The sequence below is a fragment of the Methylobacter sp. S3L5C genome (assembly GCF_022788635.1).
Taxonomy (GTDB): Bacteria; Pseudomonadota; Gammaproteobacteria; order Methylococcales; family Methylomonadaceae; genus Methylobacter_C.
This window is the reverse complement of sequence record NZ_CP076024.1, coordinates 2283192-2303079: the sequence shown is the minus strand read 5'-3', so window position 1 is coordinate 2303079 and position 19888 is coordinate 2283192. Positions and strand designations below refer to the sequence as shown.

Sequence of the window (19888 nt, the reverse complement as noted above, 5' to 3'; positions counted from 1 at the left end):
AATTATACTGCGTCCGGCAGGGTCAAATGCAGATAATCAGATCTGCTGGCATCCTGTTAATAATAAGCTCCACTTTCATAACCTCATTGTCATTTTTTGCTTAATGAAAACGCATATGAATCATGCATTTTCATTAAGCAGATAATCCGGCTAATTATTGATAAATAATTGGCTGGTAAAAAAATGTAGTTATCGGTTACGAGCAGCATCGAGAATCATGTTCTGATCCAATACAATCAGTATCTTACTGGAACCGTTACTGTCCGGGATATTGGCTAATGATTTTATATAGCCACCGTCCTCGCCAAGTAACCCGTTAACTGGCTGGATTGCCGTTTCTTCAAAAGTAGCAATGGCATCCAATTCATCAACCAATAAACCAATTTGGCCGTTCTGGGTACGAATTATAATAACGGCACCCGTTGCTTTTTCTTGCCGATCCTGCTCAACGGGCATATTGGTCAATATTCTGCCATCAATGACTATCAGCGGCATTTTTTCGTTGATTCCCTCGGGACTATTATCGCAATACATCACGCTGCCGATAATATAAGACTTTGTACCGGGCAGGGTTTTGATCAGCGAAACATCGACCGCTTCCAGCACATCGGCGGCAAAAAAGGCATAGATTTCAGAACCAATATAGAATGTTGCCAAATCGATAACGTTACCTGCAACAGGCTCTGGCGGATAAACGATGATTTCACGTTGATTGGATTCTGTCTCTTCGGTCTTTTCACCAATAGGAATAAACACGAAAGCGACAACATCATTATGGTAATCGCCTGTTGTTTTAAATTCACGATAGCCACCCGATGAGTAACAGCCAACGGCATAATATTTTTTGTTATACAGTAGTATTTTGGATTTTCCTTTGCCTTCTTTCAGCTCCAAAAACTCAGGATCTGCGCTAAAAATCTGACCATTTTTAAAGCTGGAATCTCCGGTTGAGGCAATAATACGACCGCTGGGACGTTCTACAAATAACCCGAAAACGCCTGGCTCATCAGGCAGGCAATCATCAAGCATATGTTTAAATTCAGGCGTTGAATCAAAAACAAGACCAATACCACCAACAACTTTATCCAGATCATCAATATGTCGGATAGCTGCATTGTAAATATAAGTAGAATTCCCCTCGTACAGCCAGGAATCTTCAAAACTGGAAACCTTGTATTCTTGCGGTGAGCGCAGGGAAAAACTCTCCTGCGCATAACCGGCATCTACCTGTCGCCCGACTGCAACCACCGGATCATTATGCAAATTGGATTCAGCGATGATAGTCCCTTTGATATCATAGATAACAATGCGCGTATAGACCGTGTACAGTTTATTAATATAAGAGAGAATATCGGTAATTTTTGCCTTATCATCAGAACGTAGATCGCCTGCCGACATAATGCGCCGAATTTCTGAAGTCAAGGCCCACCAGCGACAATCATTGCTGCGCTCATACAAATTGCGATCCATAATATCAATCATAAGCCGTGCAATAGATTCGGCATTACGAAGTTCCGAGGTGATCATCGTGGTATGTAACTTACTACTGGAATCGGCAAGTGCTTGAGCCGTACGTGCGCCCATGGAGCGTATTTGTCTTAAAATGGCTTTGAGCGAGATAATATTACCATGCTCGTTAGTTGCCATAACTTGACCGTTCCAAATTACCCGGTGCAAAAACAGATTGATATCTTTGGCAGCGCCAGCAATAACCCCGGATTGCTTGGGATACAACGAATCTCCATGGCGAATAATTTCGGCATTAACTTCCTTGTCAGCAGCAGAAGGAGTAAATGCCGACTGCAATGGAATCATCGCATGTCCGTACCACTCTTGGCCGGCATAACTTTGATAGGGACGACCTCTATGCGTTACCGATAAATATTCACGCCCGGCAAACTGAGTCACGCCATAGTCATCACCTTCCGTAACCGCTTCAATGACCCGGCCAATCGGCACATGGTCAGGGTCACTCGTCGCAATCACGACAGAATTGGCATTTAAAAGCAGCATCGCCGCTTTATCGCCTCTTTTCTGCAGGCTGCGAAAGATCCCTTCCATCTCGTTATCAAAACGAAATGACAGACATAAAACGCCAATCACCGAGTCATCAACCGGATCGACTATTCTTTTTGAATAAATAAGAGCCCGATCTATATCAGGCCGGAGTTGAGTTTTGCCAAAGGATTCAACATAATCTTCGATTGAGTGTAAGGTCTCAGGAATAATCGGGTCGGAAATACTTTGATTGACTATTGCGGTATTACGGTCGAGCCTGGCGAGTATGCGACTGTCGGTATCCAGAATAATAATGTCATCGTATACGGTATATTTTGAGCCGTATTCGTCGAGTAATTGATTAATCATCGACAAGTCTGCTCTTTGACCTTGTACCGTAGTATTTACAAAATTACATATATCGGCATTAGTCGCCAGAAAACCAATATCCGCAGTCCGTTCATAAAGGTTACGAACCAAAATATCTATCGATACTTGCGCTTTGGACTCAAGTTCAAGACAAGTTTTTTTAATCTCTTCAGAAACCAGTTGTCCGGTTAATTTACTTTCAAGATCACGAAAGCCGTTTTTTGTTGCTTCCATCGCAGGTAGTATGGAAGCTGCCTCTTTAGGACAACTGATTTCAGCAATCGATGAAATCAGTCCCCAAGTACCATTCAAGTCCCGGAGAATTTCCTTGCACTGCGCAATGCTGCGTATATAAGGGGAGAAAGTTTCAAAGCGCTCGGCTTCAGATAGCATCTAATTAATCCTTATTAAAGTGTTAAACAACAAAATAAGGCATTGACGAGATCCTATAGTTGTTCCGTTGACATCCTCCCCCACATAAAGGAAGGGGGATTCCTGGTTTCCCAAGAGTGAGTAGGTATCGCTACTGCTCACTGGTTCCTGCTGCTGATGGCATTACTGCACCGTTCACTTCACAGACTAGCCCCGTCTATCCGACGGTTATTTTACTATTTTAATCGAGTATTCAAGACTTCCATCTATCGCTTGGTTTTTGCTGAAAGTGCTTTTGAAGTCTATACTTTAAAAACCAAATTGCCGCCGTAGAGCCAGCCTAAGCCGCCTCTGGCAGCAAACGGGCGTTATTTTAACAACGTGCGTATTTTGAAGCAAGTAGATCTGAGCCGCTTACATCCCCGCCCTGAACGGCGGGGTTTTACGCTACACATGGATAAATAATTTTCAGACAATGATTCGCAGTAATCCTGAAGGTTTTTATAACGAAGTGAGAAGATGGGCTTTAATAAACAATGTAAGGTAAAACTTGGCCAAGGCTTTTATAGACTGCCAACAATACAAAAAAGCATCTCAACCCTGAATATCAGGAACAATACAGGGAGCGGTGACTTCAACTTTAGCCCTATGATGGGATTAAAGCATAAGTTATGCCAAAATTTTATATGCGTATTTATATTTAAAATAGCTCAATAAATACAAGTTATTACAGGAGAGATTATAGAATGATGTATATAGCTGGTAACCATTAACTTTTAGGCTAACGAATATATCGCTCCAATAAAGTGCAGCTGGATGCATATTTTGCACTGAATAAGACCAGATTAAATGATTTGGCGATGAAATAGAAAATTGACTGCCGGCAGGGCAAAACTTTGTGGCATCTGGCTGGAGGATGTCTTGCGTAAAATTTTGAACAGGATAAAAATCTGCCAACCGAGGCAGAGAAACATTGGTTACACTCGTTTTCAAAGCCCGGGGTCTGGAAATGAGAACAGCGCCGCAGGTTAGATTAAGACTGCATGAATGCAGAAGTTAACGAGACTGTGAAAGTATTATCAAAAACAGGTTAAAAAAATTATTCACCACGAAGGCACGAAGTAAAGATTAAAAACTTCGTGTCCTTCGTGCCTTCATGGTGAATTTTTTTATTTTGTACAAAAAACGAATACATTCATGGCATCTAACTGGTATCAATCAGCTTAAAGCACAAACTGCCAAATTATGCAGCGTAATGCGATTCTATATAACGTTGAACTATTTCCTGAAATTCTTCAGCAATTCTATCGCCTTTAAGCGTCACTGTTTTTTCACCATCTTCATAAACAGGCGCTACCGGTGTTTCGCCGGTACCCGGCAAACTGATACCGATATTGGCGCTTTTGCTTTCGCCCGGACCATTAACGACACAACCCATAACGGCAACTTCCATCGTTTCAACACCAGGATATTGCGTACGCCATATCGGCATTTGATCCCGCAAATAGGTTTGAATGTCCATCGCCAGTTTTTGGAAATAATCACTGGTGGTACGACCGCAACCGGGACAGGAAATAACCATTGGTGTAAAGGATCGAAAGCCCATGGTCTGAAGAATTTCCTGACCGACAATCACTTCCTGGGTTCTGGAGGCGCCGGGTTCAGGTGTTAGCGAAATACGGATGGTATCACCAATGCCCTGCTGCATTAATACTGATAAGGCAGCAGCTGACGATACGATGCCCTTGGAGCCCATACCGGCTTCGGTAAGACCCAGATGCAAGGCATAATCACAACGACTGGATAAATCCTGATAAATATTAATCAATTCCTGTACGTTACTAATCTTGCAGGAAAGAATAATTTTATCTTTTCCCAAACCGATTTCTTCTGCCTTGGCGGCACTTTCAAGCGCCGATAAAACGATCGCCTTACGGATTATGGCGGGTAAGGATTCAGGATGTTTTTGGAGCCGGTTATCATCGAGTAATCGGGTTAATACCGATTGGTCCAAACTACCGCCATTGACACCAATACGAACCGGTTTGTTATATTGGCAAGCAAATTCAATCATTTGCTGAAATTGTGGATCGCGACTTTTACCACGCCCGACATTACCGGGATTGATGCGATATTTATCGAGAGCTTCTGCACAATCAGGATACTTTTCCAGTAATTTATGACCATTAAAGTGGAAATCACCGACTATAGGAACAGAGTAACCTTTTTGCGTTAAGGTGTTGCGAATCTCGGCAACGGCTTTTGCCGCTTCCTCTGAATTGACCGTGATACGAACCATTTCAGAACCTGCGGTAGACAGTTCTATAATTTGATTAACGGTTGCTGACACATTAACCGTGTCGGTATTAGTCATTGATTGAACAACGATAGGCGCACCGCCGCCGACTTTAATGTCGCCGACTAAAACTTGATGGGTAATTTTTCTAAGGCTAATTGACATAGTCCAGATCTTTTAAAAAAGTTATAGTTATAAATAAATTATACGTCATACCGGTTAATGAGCAGAGTTAAATTGTCTGGCGCTTAAACAAATCACCTCTAAAGTAACAGCTTCACTCAATACCGGTAGTTTTTATGCACTGTTTTACCTGAAAAATAGCCGGTTTATTTAACTCGCCAACCCGGTCATGTCCCTGACATAACGCACCTCTAAAACCGAGATAATCCGCGTTATAAAGCATGAGCTCGGGTATATCCGACAGCCGCAGTGAGCCGGCCAGTCCACAAAGTAATTGCAAGATTTTGGCTTTCGTAACAAATTGCCCAAGCTCCATTTTTGTCATCAGCGTAGTTAATGAGCCTTTCTTTTTGTCCATGGTATCGAGCATAACGCCGGTAAAACCTGCCTCTTTCAATAATCCCATAATAGCAAGATCAGGTTGTGTATCGGCAAATAACACGGCAATTAAGGCATGGTTTTGCCCGGTTAATTCAGACAGTTTATTAACGGTTCCCGTCCAGTCATCGCCCGGGAAAAAGCCGATTTTTATATAATCGACACCCGTTTCAGCCATCGCCTTTACGGCATTAAAAACGGAATCCGGCTGCATGGGCAAATCACCAATGGTTGCACTCACCGGGCAACGACCAGCAATTCCGGCAACAATCAGTTGAACATCAGTAACGTCCAAAGCACCTAATGCGCCCAAAGCAGGTTGTTTAAGATCAATAATATCAACCTCCGCACTCAACACCAGCAAGGCTTCTGCCAGACTATTTACACTGGCCAGCATACCGGTCATAGCTTAATCTCCGCTTTAATTTTTTCGATAACATCCATCAACCAACCCCATGCTTCCACTTCTCTGTCTCCTGCTGTTTTTTCAAAACCGATACGCAAATAGTCTATTTCAGCGTCTATTTTTTCTATCGGCAACCACGATAACCGGCTGATTAAAATAGCCGCTTCCAATACTGAATATTGGGCACGGTTAAAACCCATAAAAGGCGCATGATTAACGATATGCACGGCTTTACAAAATAATTTTGGCCGAACGGGATCGTCTTCAAGATGCACCAGTTCAATCTCGGTATGCGCCAAGGCACATTGCAGTACCCGTCCGTTAATTTTTTCTGCCGCTATCAATGGCCAGTCTCGCCGCCCGGTTAAACAACCGGCAAAAACACGCACATCATCGCAGTAATTCAGTACGGCAGTTTTGCTTTCCAGTAGATTATCGAGCGTTGTAGAAGGGCGAAAAGGGAGGACAATAATTTCATCGCCGTTGACATGTATGCCCATCGGTGCAATATGCGCCAAGCCTGAATTATTCAGGGTGGTAACTATAGTTTCTTGAATCATCAGGATTTTTGTAAAGTAGTTCCGGCAGGTTTAAAGCTGTGCAAATCAACAGTTTGTTCTGCTTGATCAGTGGCACAACCCCAGTTAAGCGCTTGATCCTGCGTAAAACGTTTACCCAATTGCCAGGCAATTTCAGCACGAGCCAGTTCAACGCCTAAATAAAAAGCATGGCCGCCGTCACTGTCAACGTGCAGCTTGGGAAATAAATCAAACGGATCGGTCGCACTATGCAAACCATCACGATTAAAAATATGCAAACCTTCAGCGCTGGTTTGAATGCGAAAACTGGGATCGCTAATTTGTCCGGCAAGCTCCCTGATTTCTTCCATCGAATAAGGAAAAGGCGAAATTTCATGCAAAGCCATTAAGCCGGGGTCAATATGTTTGGGCAAGGCATCGTTTTCTTTGGCGGCAAACAATATACGCCGCGCCAGATCCGCTTCTTTAATAGCCCGGCAAGCATGCTTGCTGACTTCTGTCGCCAAAATATTATTAATATCAAGTTCAGAACAAATACCCAGCAACAAAGTATTCATACCCGTCGTATCGGCGTGGGTCAATTCGGTAATATTACCCACCCCCATCATTATTTCTATATCGGGATATTTTTTTCTGACATCGTGATAACGCACAATGGATTGCGTGAAGCCAAAATGCAGCGGATCTAAAATCGGATCAACAATAAAAGCCCGATTCTTTGCCTGCATCACTTTAATGGCTCTATCCAGTGAAGCCAGGTCTTCATGTTTTTCCGGAATGATAATTGGCGTCGCCGCCACTTCATCAGCAATCCACAACGTGCTTTCATGCAAGCTGAGCATATAATCAGCTCCCGCTTTGGCACCTCTGAGCAAATCACTGGCCTCCAAGGAATCGATACTGACGGTAAAGCCTTCCTGTTTCAAGGCCTGAATAATATCTTCCATATGCGGAAAATTAGTGCTGGGTAAGCAACCGATATCAATAACGTCAGCGCCATTTTTTTTATAGTAATGGGCACGTTTAACCACTTCGTCAACACTAACGTTGGGCGCATCAACAATTTCAGCAAATATTTTGACGCTATAACGACTTAAATCGTGCTTTTGCGCGGCTTTGCCAAAATATTGCGGCAAATCTTTAAGCTCTTCCGGTCCACGTTCCATCGGTAAACCCAAGGTTTCTGACAAGGCTTCCAAATTACCCCGACAGCGTCCGGGCACAATAATACGGTTAGCGCCAAAAGTGTCTGTCAACCTGCGACCTATCATATCGGCCGTTATTAATGCGGCGACTTTAACCCCCAATTGATGTACGGTGTAAGTAAATTCCGGCTGCATTTTCTCTAAAATACTGCGCAGTTGTTTTTCTGCCAGCTTGCCGGTCAAAAAAAGGAGATGCTCACTCATTAAGCGTCACTCTCTTTGGCCATAAAAACCAGGCGTGCTTTAACAGTAATGATTAATTCATCAACACTATTAACGATGCTGGTATATTCATGAGTACTTAACTTATCGGTACCTTCCAAATCAATTTTTCGTGGATAAACCATCACTTTTTTACCCCCTGGCGCCGTCGTTTCCATCTCCGGTGAAATATCACACGGATACACAATACTCGGCACACGGCATTTTCCAGCCTGGGAATATAAGTTGGTTACCAAAGAATCGGAAATACCCAGTACACATTTAGCCACCGTATTTGAAGTCGCAGGTGCCATCACAAAGGTGTGGTAATAACCTTTATAAAAATGCCCAACAGGGGGTGATGATGCTGATTTATCGCGGTATACAGGCATTTTTTCACGGATTTCATTAAGATTAAAGCCGTACATTTTTATCACCTCCTCCGCCGCCTGACTAAGATATAAATCAACATCATCAAGGGTAAGCAGGAAATTGAGGCATTCTTCTATATAATGACCGGAGCCGGTAATGGCCCAAGCCAGTCGTGGTTTATTCATGACACCATTAAGAGTCGAAAGATTTGAGCCATTATACCCGATTCTACACTTCACTTCTCACAGGAGCCCGGACATGTTCAGTCAACTCAATAAACCGCTGATTATGGGTATTTTAAATGTTACGCCAGACAGCTTTTCTGATGGCGGCAAATACTCAGGGCTTAATGATGCGCTAAAGCAAGTCGAACACATGCTGGCTGAAGGCGTAGATATTATTGATATAGGCGGTGAATCAACGCGCCCCGGCTCGGAGTCAGTAACACCGGAAGAACAAATACACCGGGTTATTCCGGTTGTAACCGCCATCAGGCAACAACTAAAAAGCGCGATTTCAATCAGTATTGATACCACCTCCAGTATAGTGGCCAAAGCGGCTCTGGGGGCCGGAGTCAATATCATCAATGATGTTTCCGCAGGCCAAAATGATCCGGCCATATTGGCATTGGCCGCACAAACCGGCGTACCCATTATTTTAATGCACAGCCAAGGTACACCCAAAACCATGCAGGACAGCCCTTATTATCAGAATGTCGTTCAGGAAGTGATTGAGGCTCTGGAACAACGAGTTGATGCCGCATTAAAAGCAGGCGTTAAAAAAGCCAAGATAGCCATTGATCCGGGCATCGGTTTTGGTAAACGTAAACAGGATAACCTGGATTTACTGGCGCATCTGGATACACTGGTGGCATTAGGCTTTCCAGTGCTGTTAGGTACCAGTCGCAAGCGCTTTATGGGCACAATCTGCGCAGTAACAGAACCTTCGGAACTGGTTACCGCAACCGCCGTGACTACCGCTTTAGGCGTTATGGCAGGCGTGCAGCTATTTCGGGTACACGACGTTAAAGAAAACCGCCAAGCGGCTGATGTCGCTTGGGCGATCAGGCAAAGTCGATAACTTGAAAGTGATTATTCGCTTCAATTTGCTACGGAAAGCGCTAAATATTAAGAACGGGATTGTAAACCCCCGTCCCGTTTAGGTAGCCAGCTTTGGATTAAAACAAAGGTCCAAATCGGTATTGGCACTTGATTAACAGTACGATTAAGCGCACTATTAATCGCATTTATTGCAGTTATTTTTAAGGAGCATCTTATGTCTCATATTAGCGCTAACGATTTAAAAACCAAAGGTATCTCGGCCATCGAAGCCGCACTGAGGGAGTCCCAGGAAGCAATTGTCTCGGTACGTGGAAAAGACCGGTTTGTCGTGATGGATATTGCACATTACCATTACTTGCGTGAATGTGAGTTGGAGGCGGCATTAACCGAAACGCGTGCTGATCTGGCCGCAGGTCGATTTGTGCAGGAATCAGCCCAAGACCACCTGGCGCGACTGGATACGCTTTAATGGCTTACGCGCTGATTTTCACCGAGCGTTACAGTCGGCAGGCATCAAGGTTTCTTAAAATGCATCCCGAACTACGTCAGCAATATTTAAAAACCCTGCAATTGTTAGAAGCCAACCCTTCTCATCCGTCGTTGCGTTTACACCCTTTGCACGGCAAGTTGGAGGGATTACATTCGATTTCCATAAACTTGTCCTATCGCATCACGCTGGAACTGCTGATTCAGGATGAGCAAATCATCCCTGTGACTGTTGGCAACCATGACGCAGTTTACTAATTTCAAGAAGAACTGCTTATAAACGTTGAATACATCAAAATTAAGCCCATCATTTTTTGTAAAAAAGTGTTAACTGCTTTTGAGCTTCTTTGAAAAATGCTGGGAATCCCTATAATTTTTTTCGTGTTTTTCGTGAACAAATCGCTTTTTGATAATCAGTTTTTACCGACAAACCTCAGCTAAACACTCAATATCATTATGCAGTGGATTATTAACCCGGGCACTGATCGGCGTAATTTGTATGGTGCGGTAAGCATCGGCAGTTAAAAAATCCGCCATTTTAATCGTTGTGGTTTTTTTATCCAGCCAACGATTATAAAAATCAGGCGTGATAATAACCGGCATACGGTCATGAACAGGCGCTATTTTAGCGTTGGCAGGCGTGGTAATAATAGTGCAGGAATAAACCGTTTCCTGCTGATGCTCCCAATGTTCCCAAAGCCCTGCGAAAGCGAACAAAGCATACTCCGGCTGATGAATATGGAAAGGCTGTTTACCCGCCTTTGTAGTTTGCCATTCAAAAAATCCGGTTGCAGGAATCAGGCAACGGCGCTGTTGATAAGCCTTTCTAAATGATGGCTTTTCAGTTAATGTTTCCACTCTGGCATTAATCAAATGACTGGAGATTTTACGGTCTTTGCTCCATGATGGTATCAAACCCCAGTGCAAATTTACGGCTTTGTTGCTACCATCTTCCAGCCTTACCACAGCAATTATTTTTTGTCCTGGTGGAATATTGTAGTCCGGTTGATAATCAGGTAAGCGCTGCAAACTAAAATGTTCCATAATTTGCGGCTTTGTTGCGATCAAGTTAAAACGTCCACACATAAATGCACCCTGAACTGAGTAAGTTGGAAAAAACCTTCAAGCCATCGATTTTAACAAAAATTGATGACCCTCTGCTGGATCGATACCACATTGAATTATGGATAAAACGCGACGACTTATTGCATCCCGTTATTTCCGGAAATAAATGGCGTAAACTTAAATACAGCCTTGATCAGGCATTGTCTTCAGGTGCTGATACACTCATCAGTATGGGCGGTGCTTATTCCAATCATTTACATGCACTGGCTTATACAGGTAAACTTCTGGGGTTGAAAACGCAGGGGTTTATTCGCGGTGAGCAACCGGCAACATTAACGCCAACTTTAATGGATCTACAAAACTGGGGTATGGAACTCACATTTGTCTCCCGTTCTGATTACAGGCTTTTGCGACAATATAAAGGCTGTCATGATTTACCTGGCTTAAAACCCCGGCAATACTGGCTGCCGGAAGGCGGGGCTCAAGCCTTGGCGTTAAAAGGTGTTGCAGAACTGGTTAACGAAATAGATATTCTTTACGACACGCTTTGCGTACCCTGTGGAACAGGCGCTACATTAGCGGGTATTATTAAGGCAGCTCCTGGGTCAGTAGCCGTCTTGGGTTTTGCGGCATTAAAAAATGCCGGATTTTTACAGACTGATGTTAAGAATTTATTGCCATGTGCTTTTACTAACTGGCAGATTAACCTGGATTATCACTTTGGTGGTTTTGCGACAACGAAACCTGAACTTATGACATTTATTACCGATTTTGAATGTAAAACCAATATTCCCCTTGAACCTGTTTATACCGGAAAAATGATGTATGCACTTTACGATTTAATCACCAAGCAGTTTTTTAAACCGGGCCAACGACTTATTGCTGTTCATACCGGTGGCTTGCAAGGAAAAAGAGGATATTCAGTATGAATCGATTATTGGAACCCGAGTTAATGGAAGATGAAAGCCAAGTAAAAGCTTACGCCGAAGCTGACTTTGAAATACCGCATAATGACTTTATACAACAACTAAAACGGTTTATTAATGACCCCGAGTTTCGCGGCACAGCATTAGATTTAGGGTGCGGTCCCGGCGATATCAGTTGCCGCTTTGCCAAGGCTTTTCCTTTCAGTAAGATACATGCAGTTGACGGTTCGCAGCCCATGCTAAATTATGCGAAAGCAGCATTACCAGTTGATCTGTCAGACCGTATAAGCTTTATTAAAGGTTTATTACCTGACGTCACATTACCGCAATCTGATTATGAAATAATTTTTAGCAATAGTCTCTTGCACCATTTGCCGGATCCGCAGGTACTTTGGGAAACCATAAAAAAATATTCGAGACCAGGTACTCGTGTCATTATTATGGATTTATTGCGCCCCGCCTGTATTGAGGATGCGCAAATAATGATGGCTAACTATGCCGCCAATGAACCTGAAATTCTGCAACGAGATTTTTATCATTCTTTGCTGGCGGCTTTTAGCTTGGAAGAAATTACTGCACAATTGGCACTAGCAGGTTTGAATTTACATATCGTACAAACCAGTGACCGACATCTTTTTATTACCGGCATAATACCCGAAAATTCACAGAAGAAAATGCATACAAACGAAATCATTGAAACAATCAATCTTGAAAATCCGGAACTTTATATCAATCGGGACTTAAGCTTGCTGGAATTTAACAAACGGGTTTTGGCGCAAGCAAAAAATGAAGCGGTACCATTGCTTGAGCGACTCAACTACTTATGTATTTCCTGCTCAAATCTGGATGAGTTTTTTGAGGTTCGGGTTGCCAGTGTTATGGAAATGGTCGCTATTGATCCAAAAGCCATTGGGCCGGATGGTTTAACTCCCAATGAGCAGTTGGAACAAATTTCTATTTATGCACATAAGTTGGTAGAAGAGCAATATCAAGTTCTTAATGAAATTTTAATCCCTTCACTTAATGCTGAAAACATTCGTTTTGTTCGCCGTAACGACTGGACCGAAGCGCAACATAAATGGCTGGCCAATTATTTTAATGATGAATTACTGCCTATATTAACACCTGTTGGTCTGGATTCTGCACACCCTTTCCCGCGCATACTCAACAAGAGTTTAAATTTTATTATTTCCTTAACCGGAAAAGATGCCTTTGGCAGAAATAGCGGCAGAGCTATTTTACAAGCCCCAAGAGCATTGCCACGCATTATTCAATTACCAATCGAAGAGACGCAAAGCGGTCCGGCTGATTTTGTATTTTTATCATCCATTATTCATGCTTTTGTTAGTGAATTATTTAACGGCATGATTGTTAAAGGTTGTCATCAATTTAGGGTTACCCGAAACAGTGACTTTTTTGTCGATGATGATGCCATTGATGATTTATTACTGGCCGTTGAAGGCGAGCTGGCCATGCGTAATTATGGCGATGAAGTGCGTCTGGAAATAGATGCTGCGTGTCCGGATGATACCGTTAGTTTTTTATTGGAGCGCTTTGAGTTAAGCAGGGATCGATTATTTTTAGTCGATGGCCCCGTTAATTTGAATAGAATCCAGGAAATCAATAATCTCGTTGATCGGCCAGACCTTAAGTTTACACCCTTTAAACCCAGCGTTCCGCCGCAACTGGCCAGAAATAAAGATATTTTTGCCGCCATTAAACGCCATGATATTTTATTACATCAACCGTTTGAATCTTTCTCACCTGTCGTTGATTTTTTACGCCAGGCAGCAGCATCGCCAGAAGTGCTGGCCATTAAACAAACGCTCTACCGTACCGGTGCTGACTCACCGATCGTTGCTGCATTAATAAGAGCGGCGCGAGCGGGTAAGGAAGTCACTGTTGTTATTGAGTTAAGAGCAAGATTTGATGAAAAAGCCAATATTGATTTAGCCTCCAAATTACAGGAAGCGGCAGTGCATGTGGTCTATGGGGTTGTGGGCTACAAAACGCATGCCAAAATGTGCCTGGTATTACGACGGGAAGGCAAAGTATTGAGAAATTATGTGCATTTGGGCACGGGTAACTACCACCCTAAAACTGCACAAATTTACACCGACTATGGCTTGTTTTCCTGTAATAAGGAATTGGGTGAAGATGTCCGGCGAGTCTTTGCACAACTGACCAGTTTAGGCAAAGTAACCAAATTAAATAAATTACTGCAATCGCCCTTTACCTTACATACCGGGATACTTGAAAAAATCGAGCGGGAAATCACCCATGCCAAAAATGGCAAGCCGGCAAAAATCATCATTCAAATTAATGCCATCGTTGAAGAACAATCCATTCAAGCACTTTACCGGGCATCCCAGGCTGGCGTTGAAGTTAAATTAATTGTTCGGGGTATTTGCTGCCTAAGGCCGGGTATTACTGGCGTCTCTGACAATATAGAAGTTCGTGCCATTATTGGACGCTTTCTGGAGCATGCACGGATTTATGCATTTTCTAATGATGGCAATCAGGAAGTTTACGCCTCCAGCGCAGATTTAATGAATCGCAATATGTTCCGGCGCGTAGAAATATGCTTCCCTATTGAAAGTAAACGTCTTTATAGACGTATATTACATAACCTGGATTTGTATTTACAAGATAATACGCAAGCCTGGCTGTTACAGCCTGATGGCAGTTATCTACAATTATTAAATGTGAGCAATGAAGAACCCGTACAAGCCCAATTAATGATTTTAAACGAGTTGCAGGCATCATAATGACGACGACTATAAGCGAAATTGTTCAATTAGGTGCCCCGGTTCTACGCCTGCAAGCCCAAGCGGTTAACGATAGTCAGGGCGCTGAAATACGGCAACTGATTAAAACCCTGCAAGACACCCTGGCAACAACTCAAGGTGTCGGTATTGCTGCGCCTCAGATTAGCATATCAAAACGGATTATCATTATTGCCTCACGCCCTTCCCTGCGTTACCCTAACGCTCCGCTAATGGAACCGACGGTAATGATTAATCCGGTCTTTAAAACGTTATCGGATATCAGGGAAAAAGACTGGGAAGGTTGTTTAAGTATTCCAGGTATCCGCGCTTTAGTGCCAAGATATAAAGATATAAAGATTACTTATACGAATGAACAAGGCGATTTAGTGGAAACAGAAATGGAAGGCTTTGTTGCACGAGTCTTTCAGCATGAATTTGATCATCTGGAAGGCAAGGTTTATCTGGACAGGGTTGAAGATAACAGGGACATTGTTGCTGAAAGTGAATATTTTAGACTTTTAGCGCTACCGCTGAATAAGGCTTCGGGGATTTCCTGCGAAAACGATTAAAGAGATATCGGATTGATAATCCTACTATATGATTCTCGGATAAATAATTTCGATACTAACAGATAACATCCTTTCAAAAGATGTTAACTGTATAAACTGACAACGACGCGAATGGACATTTAATTTCTGAAAGACTATATCGCATACATAGGTGTGGCACTTTGAGTAATATAGTCTGATTTATTTTTTGTGCTTTTCGTAGACCAATATTTTTTCAAGATAAAACTTTTATGAACTGGTCTGTCTATATCATTCTCTGTAGCGACAACAGCCTGTACACCGGCATCACTATCGATGTTTCCAGACGCTTCAACCAACATGCAAATGGACAGGGAGCAAAATATTTTCGCGGCCGCCAACCCAAACAGCTGGTTTACCTGGAACCCGGGCATAACCGCAGTTCCGCATCAAAACGTGAAATTGACCTAAAAAAATTAAGCCGGGTAGAAAAATCACGAATCATCACCTCCGATGCCAATAAAATTAAAGAGGTTTGTTCTAAAGGCTTTTAGCACGAAATAACGTTACAGACCAAGGCTAAAGCTTCATTAAACCCAAAACCTGCAGCTATATACGTTCATTTACCCTTAGATCATTCCTCTAGTTTAAATTACTCGAAAGATTAATTCCCAGCTTTTATTGCGCTTTTATCTCACTATGATGTTCCACAAACCAGCGATAAGTGCTGACCAAGCCATCGTTAAGTGTTATTTGTGGTTGCCAATCCAATGACTTGATTTTACTGATATCCATTAGTTTTCTGGGAGTACCGTCGGGCTTGCTGCTATCCCAGATAATATCACCTTTAAACCCTACGACCTGCTGAATGGTTTCGGCCAATACACGAATGGTAACATCTTCTCCTGCACCGACATTAAAGTGTGACAGCATCGGCTCAGTATGGGCCTGATAATGTTCTTTACTTAAACCCAGCACATGCAAACACGCGGCGGCCATATCATCGACATGCAAAAATTCACGCCTCGCAGTGCCTGTACCCCAGAGAGTCACAGTAGGAGACTGATTGATTTTGGCATCATGAAACTTTCTGATCATGGCAGGAATAACATGGCTGTTTTCCAAATGAAAGTTGTCGTTCTCACCATAGAGATTGGTCGGCATAACTGAGCGATAATCCGTACCATACTGACGATTATAAGACTCACAAAGTTTGATACCGGCAATTTTGGCGATAGCATAAGGCTCATTGGTCGCTTCCAACCCGCCGGTCAACAAAGCGCTTTCTTGCATGGGCTGAGCAGCAAGCTTGGGGTAAATACAAGAGCTACCTAAAAAGAGTAATTTCTCGCAATCTGCCGCCCAAGCTTGATGGATGACATTGGCTTCCACCATCAGGTTTTCGTAAATAAATTCAGCCGGATAAGTATTATTAGCGTGAATGCCGCCCACTTTGGCGGCAGCCAGAATAATTTGCTTGGGTTGCTCTTGCTGCATAAATTCGCGTACGCCGGCCTGGTCGGTTAAATCCAGCTGGGCATGAGTGCGTACAACAATATTGTTAAACCCGGCATCATTTAACTGTTTGACAATGGCAGAACCGACCATGCCACGGTGCCCAGCCACATAGATTTTTTGTTGTTTATCGGTCATGTGCTTATTCCCGGCTAACGGCAATGTTATAGCCTTGTTCTTTTAGCAGCGCATGTTTTCTGGCTTCATCAAGATCAAAAGCGACCATTTCACTGATCATTTCCTGTAAGGTAATTTGTGGTACCCAACCGAGTTTTTCTTTGGCTTTGGAAGGATCTCCCAATAAGGTTTCCACTTCAGCCGGTCTAAAGTAACGGGAATCAATGGCGACTATATTTTGGCCGATTTTTAAACCGGGTGCTTTATCGCCTTCCAGTGTATCAACAAAGCCTTTTTCATCAACGCCAGTGCCTTCCCAACGAAGGGTGATTCCCAGTTCGCCGGCAGACATTTCAATAAACTGCCTAACTGTATACTGTACGCCGGTAGCGATAACAAAATCTTCGGGCTGTTCTTGTTGCATCATCATCCATTGCATGCGTACAAAATCTTTCGCATGTCCCCAATCCCTGAGTGAATCCATATTCCCCATGAATAAACATTGCTCCAGACCCATGGCAATATTACTAAGGCCACGCGTTATTTTGCGGGTTACAAAAGTTTCACCCCGACGCGGAGATTCGTGGTTAAACAAAATACCGTTACAGGCAAACATGTTATAGGCTTCACGGTAATTGACCGTAATCCAGTAAGCATAAAGCTTGGCAACCGCATAAGGTGAGCGAGGGTAAAATGGCGTAGTTTCCTTTTGCGGGGTTTCCTGTACCAGTCCGTAAAGCTCTGAAGTTGAAGCCTGATAAAAACGAGTTTTCTTTTCCAACTTTAAAAAACGGATAGCCTCAAGCAACCGCAACGTGCCAATACCATCGACATCAGCCGTATATTCAGGTGATTCAAAGGACACCGCAACATGGCTCATCGCACCCAAGTTATAAACTTCATCCGGTTGGGTTTCACTTAAAATACGGGTTAAATTGGAACTATCGGTTAAATCGCCGTAATGCAGATAAAACTTGGGATCAGTGATATGTGGATCTTGATAAATATGATCAACCCGTTGCGTATTAAAGAGCGATGAACGCCGTTTGATACCGTGAACTTCATAACCTTTTTCCAGTAAAAGTTCGGCCAGATATGAACCATCTTGTCCGGTAACACCGGTTATTAATGCAACTTTTTTACTCACTATGGTTCCTTGTTAACTTAAATTTATTGATGGATAAAAACGTATTTTCTTTTAATAACAGGTAAAGCACAAAATTTTAAAACATTCTCACCACGAAGACTAAAAATGGTTCTTCATATCTTCATGGTGCATTAAAAATTGGTTTTATTTCGCTACCAATTTTCCGGGGATGTATGCCGGTAATTGGGGTGCCAGTTCTTTTATAAAAGCTTGCAAGCGTTGATCGGCTTTTTCTAAGTCTTCGGCTTGTCCGACACTGGTAACCAGCCTTATTAAAGCACCGTCAGTACGGTTCATGGTAAGGGCATCATAAAACAAATACCATTTCACCAAGTATTCATTAGTTACCGTCCGACCCCGTTGCTGAAACCAGTAGTAAACCAACTGCTTGCTTTCACCTTTTTGAATAACTGCACGATTTAACTCCAGTTGATTACCGTCAACAGTTATATCCGGAAAATTAAGCTGGCCAAACTGGGTAATTTGCCAACCATCGCCAGGCATACAACCTTTGGGTGAATGTACGGCAACACCTCTTCGTTGTGCCTCGTAATAGGCACTGTAGAAATTAATCGTACTACCTGATTCTGGCCGTGAATAATTAATAATGGCGTAATCGGTCAGTTTTAACTCATTCAGATAATATTGGCTAAGGTAATCATTCCGCCCTTCCCATCTATCTATATGCAATGGAAAGTTAAGAAAGGCTTTACGAGCAGGAATAATATCTTCCCGTTCCTGTATAAAACCGGAACCAATGGCACTACCAACAAGTAAAACCAACAACAGAAATATCGATTTATTAAATTTAACTTCCAAATTAGGCTGCTTGGCGTTGCCTGACCATTCGCTGGGAATTAACACCAGTTCGTTAAAGGCCACTTTTTTCCCACTAAGCCTGGAAAACAGCCACATTTCAACAAATAATAACGCCATACACAACAAAAAGACAACCCAGCCTTCAAAATCATGTAAAAAGCCTTCTGCCATTTCGGTTCCCCAGTTATCGACCATAACGCCTATAACACCAATGCGAAAGCTGTTCATAAATATGGTTAGCGGCGCTGAAGAAAGAAAAATCAGGGCTTTTTGCCAAAAAGGACCTTTAAACAAGTAGGCACACAAAAAAGATAGACTGGCGAGGGGAAATAAATAACGGAGACCACTGCAAGCTTCCACTACTTGTAACTTGTAAATACCCAGATCAATAACATTACCTTCAAGATACACCATGATGTCGCAGGCGCGAATAAACTCAACACCTAACCATGATGAAATTAATTGTAATTTAGCTGACAAGTTATTGAGAATAAATGACGGAAATGGCACCATGAACAGCAAAAACAGTAAAGGTATTGCACCCACACGCAAGCCTGGCAAACCAAATGCAATGGTAAACATGCCGGTTAACGTAACAATAAAGGCATATTGTTCAACGGTTTTTAAGGTTGCCAGTCCACCTAAAAAACCCAGCATCAAGCCCATGATAACAATAATAAATCCGGGCCATGCGTCTTTAAATTGCTCAACAAACTTTAGTTCATGTCGCCGAATCCATAAAAAATAAATACTGATCGCAGGTATAAAAAAACCGTGGCCATATTCCTCTACACTTATCCAGGTATCAACCATCATCTCCAGACTGCTTTGAAACGTAAACCCCAGCAATAACAGCAAGAAAATCCAGATAGCCAAGATGGTTTTTGGTTTTTTCAACGACATGAGTAAATAATCCTGAGAGTGAAATTGCATTTTTTATGTAACAAGAATTAAGTAAAGTAAAATTCACATATTGTGTTTGATAAATAGTTCCTTTCAAACACTACTTTAAACAGACAGGAATTGCCTTACTGCGTATCAACGAACAGTAAGACTTGTAAATTATATTTGCTAACATAAATAATGCGCTTTCAAAGATAATCTTAAAGAAAGTATAGCGCACCCACTGTTTAATAAA

General features: G+C 42.5%; 17 protein-coding genes and 1 pseudogene. 8 read left to right on the top strand and 10 right to left on the bottom strand.

The annotated features are described in order from the left end of the window. Positions 1–189: 189 nt before the first annotated feature. The 6 genes from KKZ03_RS10265 to KKZ03_RS10240 all read right to left on the bottom strand — a co-directional run bounded on the left by KKZ03_RS10265 (position 190) and on the right by KKZ03_RS10240 (position 8504). Positions 190–2760, bottom strand: coding sequence for a chemotaxis protein CheW (locus KKZ03_RS10265; RefSeq protein WP_243221398.1), 2571 nt, complete (start codon positions 2758–2760; stop codon positions 190–192). Positions 2761–3982: 1222 nt separating this feature from the next. Next, complete coding sequence (ispG, locus tag KKZ03_RS10260) at positions 3983–5200, bottom strand: flavodoxin-dependent (E)-4-hydroxy-3-methylbut-2-enyl-diphosphate synthase (RefSeq protein ID WP_243221396.1); 1218 nt, start codon at positions 5198–5200, stop codon at positions 3983–3985. Positions 5201–5312: 112 nt separating this feature from the next. After that, positions 5313–6002, bottom strand: a complete 690-nt coding sequence (locus KKZ03_RS10255; RefSeq protein ID WP_243221394.1) for a (5-formylfuran-3-yl)methyl phosphate synthase — start codon at positions 6000–6002, stop codon at positions 5313–5315. After that, positions 5999–6562, bottom strand: a complete 564-nt coding sequence (locus tag KKZ03_RS10250; protein ID WP_243221393.1) for a DUF447 domain-containing protein — start codon at positions 6560–6562, stop codon at positions 5999–6001. The genes KKZ03_RS10255 and KKZ03_RS10250 overlap by 4 nt, the downstream gene beginning before the upstream one ends. After that, positions 6562–7950 carry a DUF6513 domain-containing protein gene (locus tag KKZ03_RS10245; RefSeq protein WP_243221391.1) on the bottom strand — a complete coding sequence of 463 codons (1389 nt, stop codon included), beginning with the start codon at positions 7948–7950 and terminating at the stop codon, positions 6562–6564. The genes KKZ03_RS10250 and KKZ03_RS10245 overlap by 1 nt, the downstream gene beginning before the upstream one ends. Further along, positions 7950–8504, bottom strand: coding sequence for a flavoprotein (locus KKZ03_RS10240; RefSeq protein WP_243221390.1), 555 nt, complete (start codon positions 8502–8504; stop codon positions 7950–7952). Before KKZ03_RS10240 ends, KKZ03_RS10245 begins: the two co-directional genes overlap by 1 nt. Positions 8505–8577: 73 nt before the next feature. Here KKZ03_RS10240 and folP point away from each other — a divergent pair, with 73 nt between their 5' ends. From folP to KKZ03_RS10225, 3 genes are all read left to right on the top strand, one after another. Continuing rightward, positions 8578–9399, top strand: a complete 822-nt coding sequence (gene folP, locus KKZ03_RS10235) for a dihydropteroate synthase (protein ID WP_243221388.1) — start codon at positions 8578–8580, stop codon at positions 9397–9399. A 195-nt stretch (positions 9400–9594) separates the two neighbouring features. After that, positions 9595–9849, top strand: a complete 255-nt coding sequence (locus tag KKZ03_RS10230; RefSeq protein WP_243221386.1) for a type II toxin-antitoxin system Phd/YefM family antitoxin — start codon at positions 9595–9597, stop codon at positions 9847–9849. After that, positions 9849–10124, top strand: a complete 276-nt coding sequence (locus KKZ03_RS10225) for a plasmid stabilization protein (RefSeq protein ID WP_243221385.1) — start codon at positions 9849–9851, stop codon at positions 10122–10124. The genes KKZ03_RS10230 and KKZ03_RS10225 overlap by 1 nt, the downstream gene beginning before the upstream one ends. Before the next feature lie 162 nt (positions 10125–10286). Here KKZ03_RS10225 and KKZ03_RS10220 read toward each other — a convergent pair whose 3' ends face one another. Then, positions 10287–10952 carry an SOS response-associated peptidase gene (locus KKZ03_RS10220; RefSeq protein WP_243221383.1) on the bottom strand — a complete coding sequence of 222 codons (666 nt, stop codon included), beginning with the start codon at positions 10950–10952 and terminating at the stop codon, positions 10287–10289. A gap of 2 nt (positions 10953–10954) precedes the next feature. Here KKZ03_RS10220 and KKZ03_RS10215 point away from each other — a divergent pair, with 2 nt between their 5' ends. From KKZ03_RS10215 to KKZ03_RS10195, 5 genes and pseudogenes are all read left to right on the top strand, one after another. Next, on the top strand, positions 10955–11860 hold the full coding sequence (locus tag KKZ03_RS10215) for a 1-aminocyclopropane-1-carboxylate deaminase/D-cysteine desulfhydrase (protein WP_243221381.1): 906 nt from the start codon (positions 10955–10957) through the stop codon (positions 11858–11860). Then, positions 11857–12450: pseudogene (locus KKZ03_RS10210) on the top strand (trans-aconitate 2-methyltransferase); the annotation flags it as partial. The gene KKZ03_RS10215 and the pseudogene KKZ03_RS10210, both read left to right, overlap by 4 nt. Positions 12451–12531: 81 nt before the next feature. Further along, complete coding sequence (gene ppk1 / locus KKZ03_RS10205; protein WP_243221597.1) at positions 12532–14625, top strand: polyphosphate kinase 1; 2094 nt, start codon at positions 12532–12534, stop codon at positions 14623–14625. Beyond that, positions 14625–15194 carry a peptide deformylase gene (gene def, locus KKZ03_RS10200; RefSeq protein WP_243221380.1) on the top strand — a complete coding sequence of 190 codons (570 nt, stop codon included), beginning with the start codon at positions 14625–14627 and terminating at the stop codon, positions 15192–15194. Before ppk1 ends, def begins: the two co-directional genes overlap by 1 nt. 230 nt (positions 15195–15424) lie before the next feature. Beyond that, positions 15425–15706 carry a GIY-YIG nuclease family protein gene (locus KKZ03_RS10195; RefSeq protein WP_243221379.1) on the top strand — a complete coding sequence of 94 codons (282 nt, stop codon included), beginning with the start codon at positions 15425–15427 and terminating at the stop codon, positions 15704–15706. Between the two features lie 124 nt (positions 15707–15830). Here the strand turns inward: KKZ03_RS10195 and KKZ03_RS10190 are convergent, their stop codons facing one another. The 3 genes from KKZ03_RS10190 to xrtD all read right to left on the bottom strand — a co-directional run bounded on the left by KKZ03_RS10190 (position 15831) and on the right by xrtD (position 19653). Further along, positions 15831–16805 carry a GDP-L-fucose synthase gene (locus tag KKZ03_RS10190; RefSeq protein WP_243221378.1) on the bottom strand — a complete coding sequence of 325 codons (975 nt, stop codon included), beginning with the start codon at positions 16803–16805 and terminating at the stop codon, positions 15831–15833. Between the two features lie 4 nt (positions 16806–16809). Then, a complete protein-coding gene (gene gmd, locus KKZ03_RS10185) occupies positions 16810–17931 on the bottom strand; it encodes a GDP-mannose 4,6-dehydratase (RefSeq protein WP_243221377.1) in 1122 nt (373 codons plus the stop codon). Between the two features lie 144 nt (positions 17932–18075). After that, on the bottom strand, positions 18076–19653 hold the full coding sequence (gene xrtD / locus KKZ03_RS10180) for a VPLPA-CTERM-specific exosortase XrtD (RefSeq protein ID WP_243221376.1): 1578 nt from the start codon (positions 19651–19653) through the stop codon (positions 18076–18078). Positions 19654–19888 lie beyond the last annotated feature (235 nt).

Coding starts and splice junctions, on each gene's coding strand:
- KKZ03_RS10190 (WP_243221378.1), bottom strand. CDS start 16,805: ATGACCGATAAACAACAAAAAATCTATGTGGCTGGGCACCGTGGCATG.
- KKZ03_RS10265 (WP_243221398.1), bottom strand. CDS start 2,760: ATGCTATCTGAAGCCGAGCGCTTTGAAACTTTCTCCCCTTATATACGC.
- KKZ03_RS10245 (WP_243221391.1), bottom strand. CDS start 7,950: ATGAGTGAGCATCTCCTTTTTTTGACCGGCAAGCTGGCAGAAAAACAA.
- KKZ03_RS10230 (WP_243221386.1), top strand. CDS start 9,595: ATGTCTCATATTAGCGCTAACGATTTAAAAACCAAAGGTATCTCGGCC.
- KKZ03_RS10215 (WP_243221381.1), top strand. CDS start 10,955: ATGCACCCTGAACTGAGTAAGTTGGAAAAAACCTTCAAGCCATCGATT.
- xrtD (WP_243221376.1), bottom strand. CDS start 19,653: ATGTCGTTGAAAAAACCAAAAACCATCTTGGCTATCTGGATTTTCTTG.
- ispG (WP_243221396.1), bottom strand. CDS start 5,200: ATGTCAATTAGCCTTAGAAAAATTACCCATCAAGTTTTAGTCGGCGAC.
- KKZ03_RS10195 (WP_243221379.1), top strand. CDS start 15,425: ATGAACTGGTCTGTCTATATCATTCTCTGTAGCGACAACAGCCTGTAC.
- KKZ03_RS10255 (WP_243221394.1), bottom strand. CDS start 6,002: ATGACCGGTATGCTGGCCAGTGTAAATAGTCTGGCAGAAGCCTTGCTG.
- KKZ03_RS10250 (WP_243221393.1), bottom strand. CDS start 6,562: ATGATTCAAGAAACTATAGTTACCACCCTGAATAATTCAGGCTTGGCG.
- KKZ03_RS10240 (WP_243221390.1), bottom strand. CDS start 8,504: ATGAATAAACCACGACTGGCTTGGGCCATTACCGGCTCCGGTCATTAT.
- ppk1 (WP_243221597.1), top strand. CDS start 12,532: ATGCATACAAACGAAATCATTGAAACAATCAATCTTGAAAATCCGGAA.
- KKZ03_RS10225 (WP_243221385.1), top strand. CDS start 9,849: ATGGCTTACGCGCTGATTTTCACCGAGCGTTACAGTCGGCAGGCATCA.
- def (WP_243221380.1), top strand. CDS start 14,625: ATGACGACGACTATAAGCGAAATTGTTCAATTAGGTGCCCCGGTTCTA.
- KKZ03_RS10220 (WP_243221383.1), bottom strand. CDS start 10,952: ATGTGTGGACGTTTTAACTTGATCGCAACAAAGCCGCAAATTATGGAA.
- folP (WP_243221388.1), top strand. CDS start 8,578: ATGTTCAGTCAACTCAATAAACCGCTGATTATGGGTATTTTAAATGTT.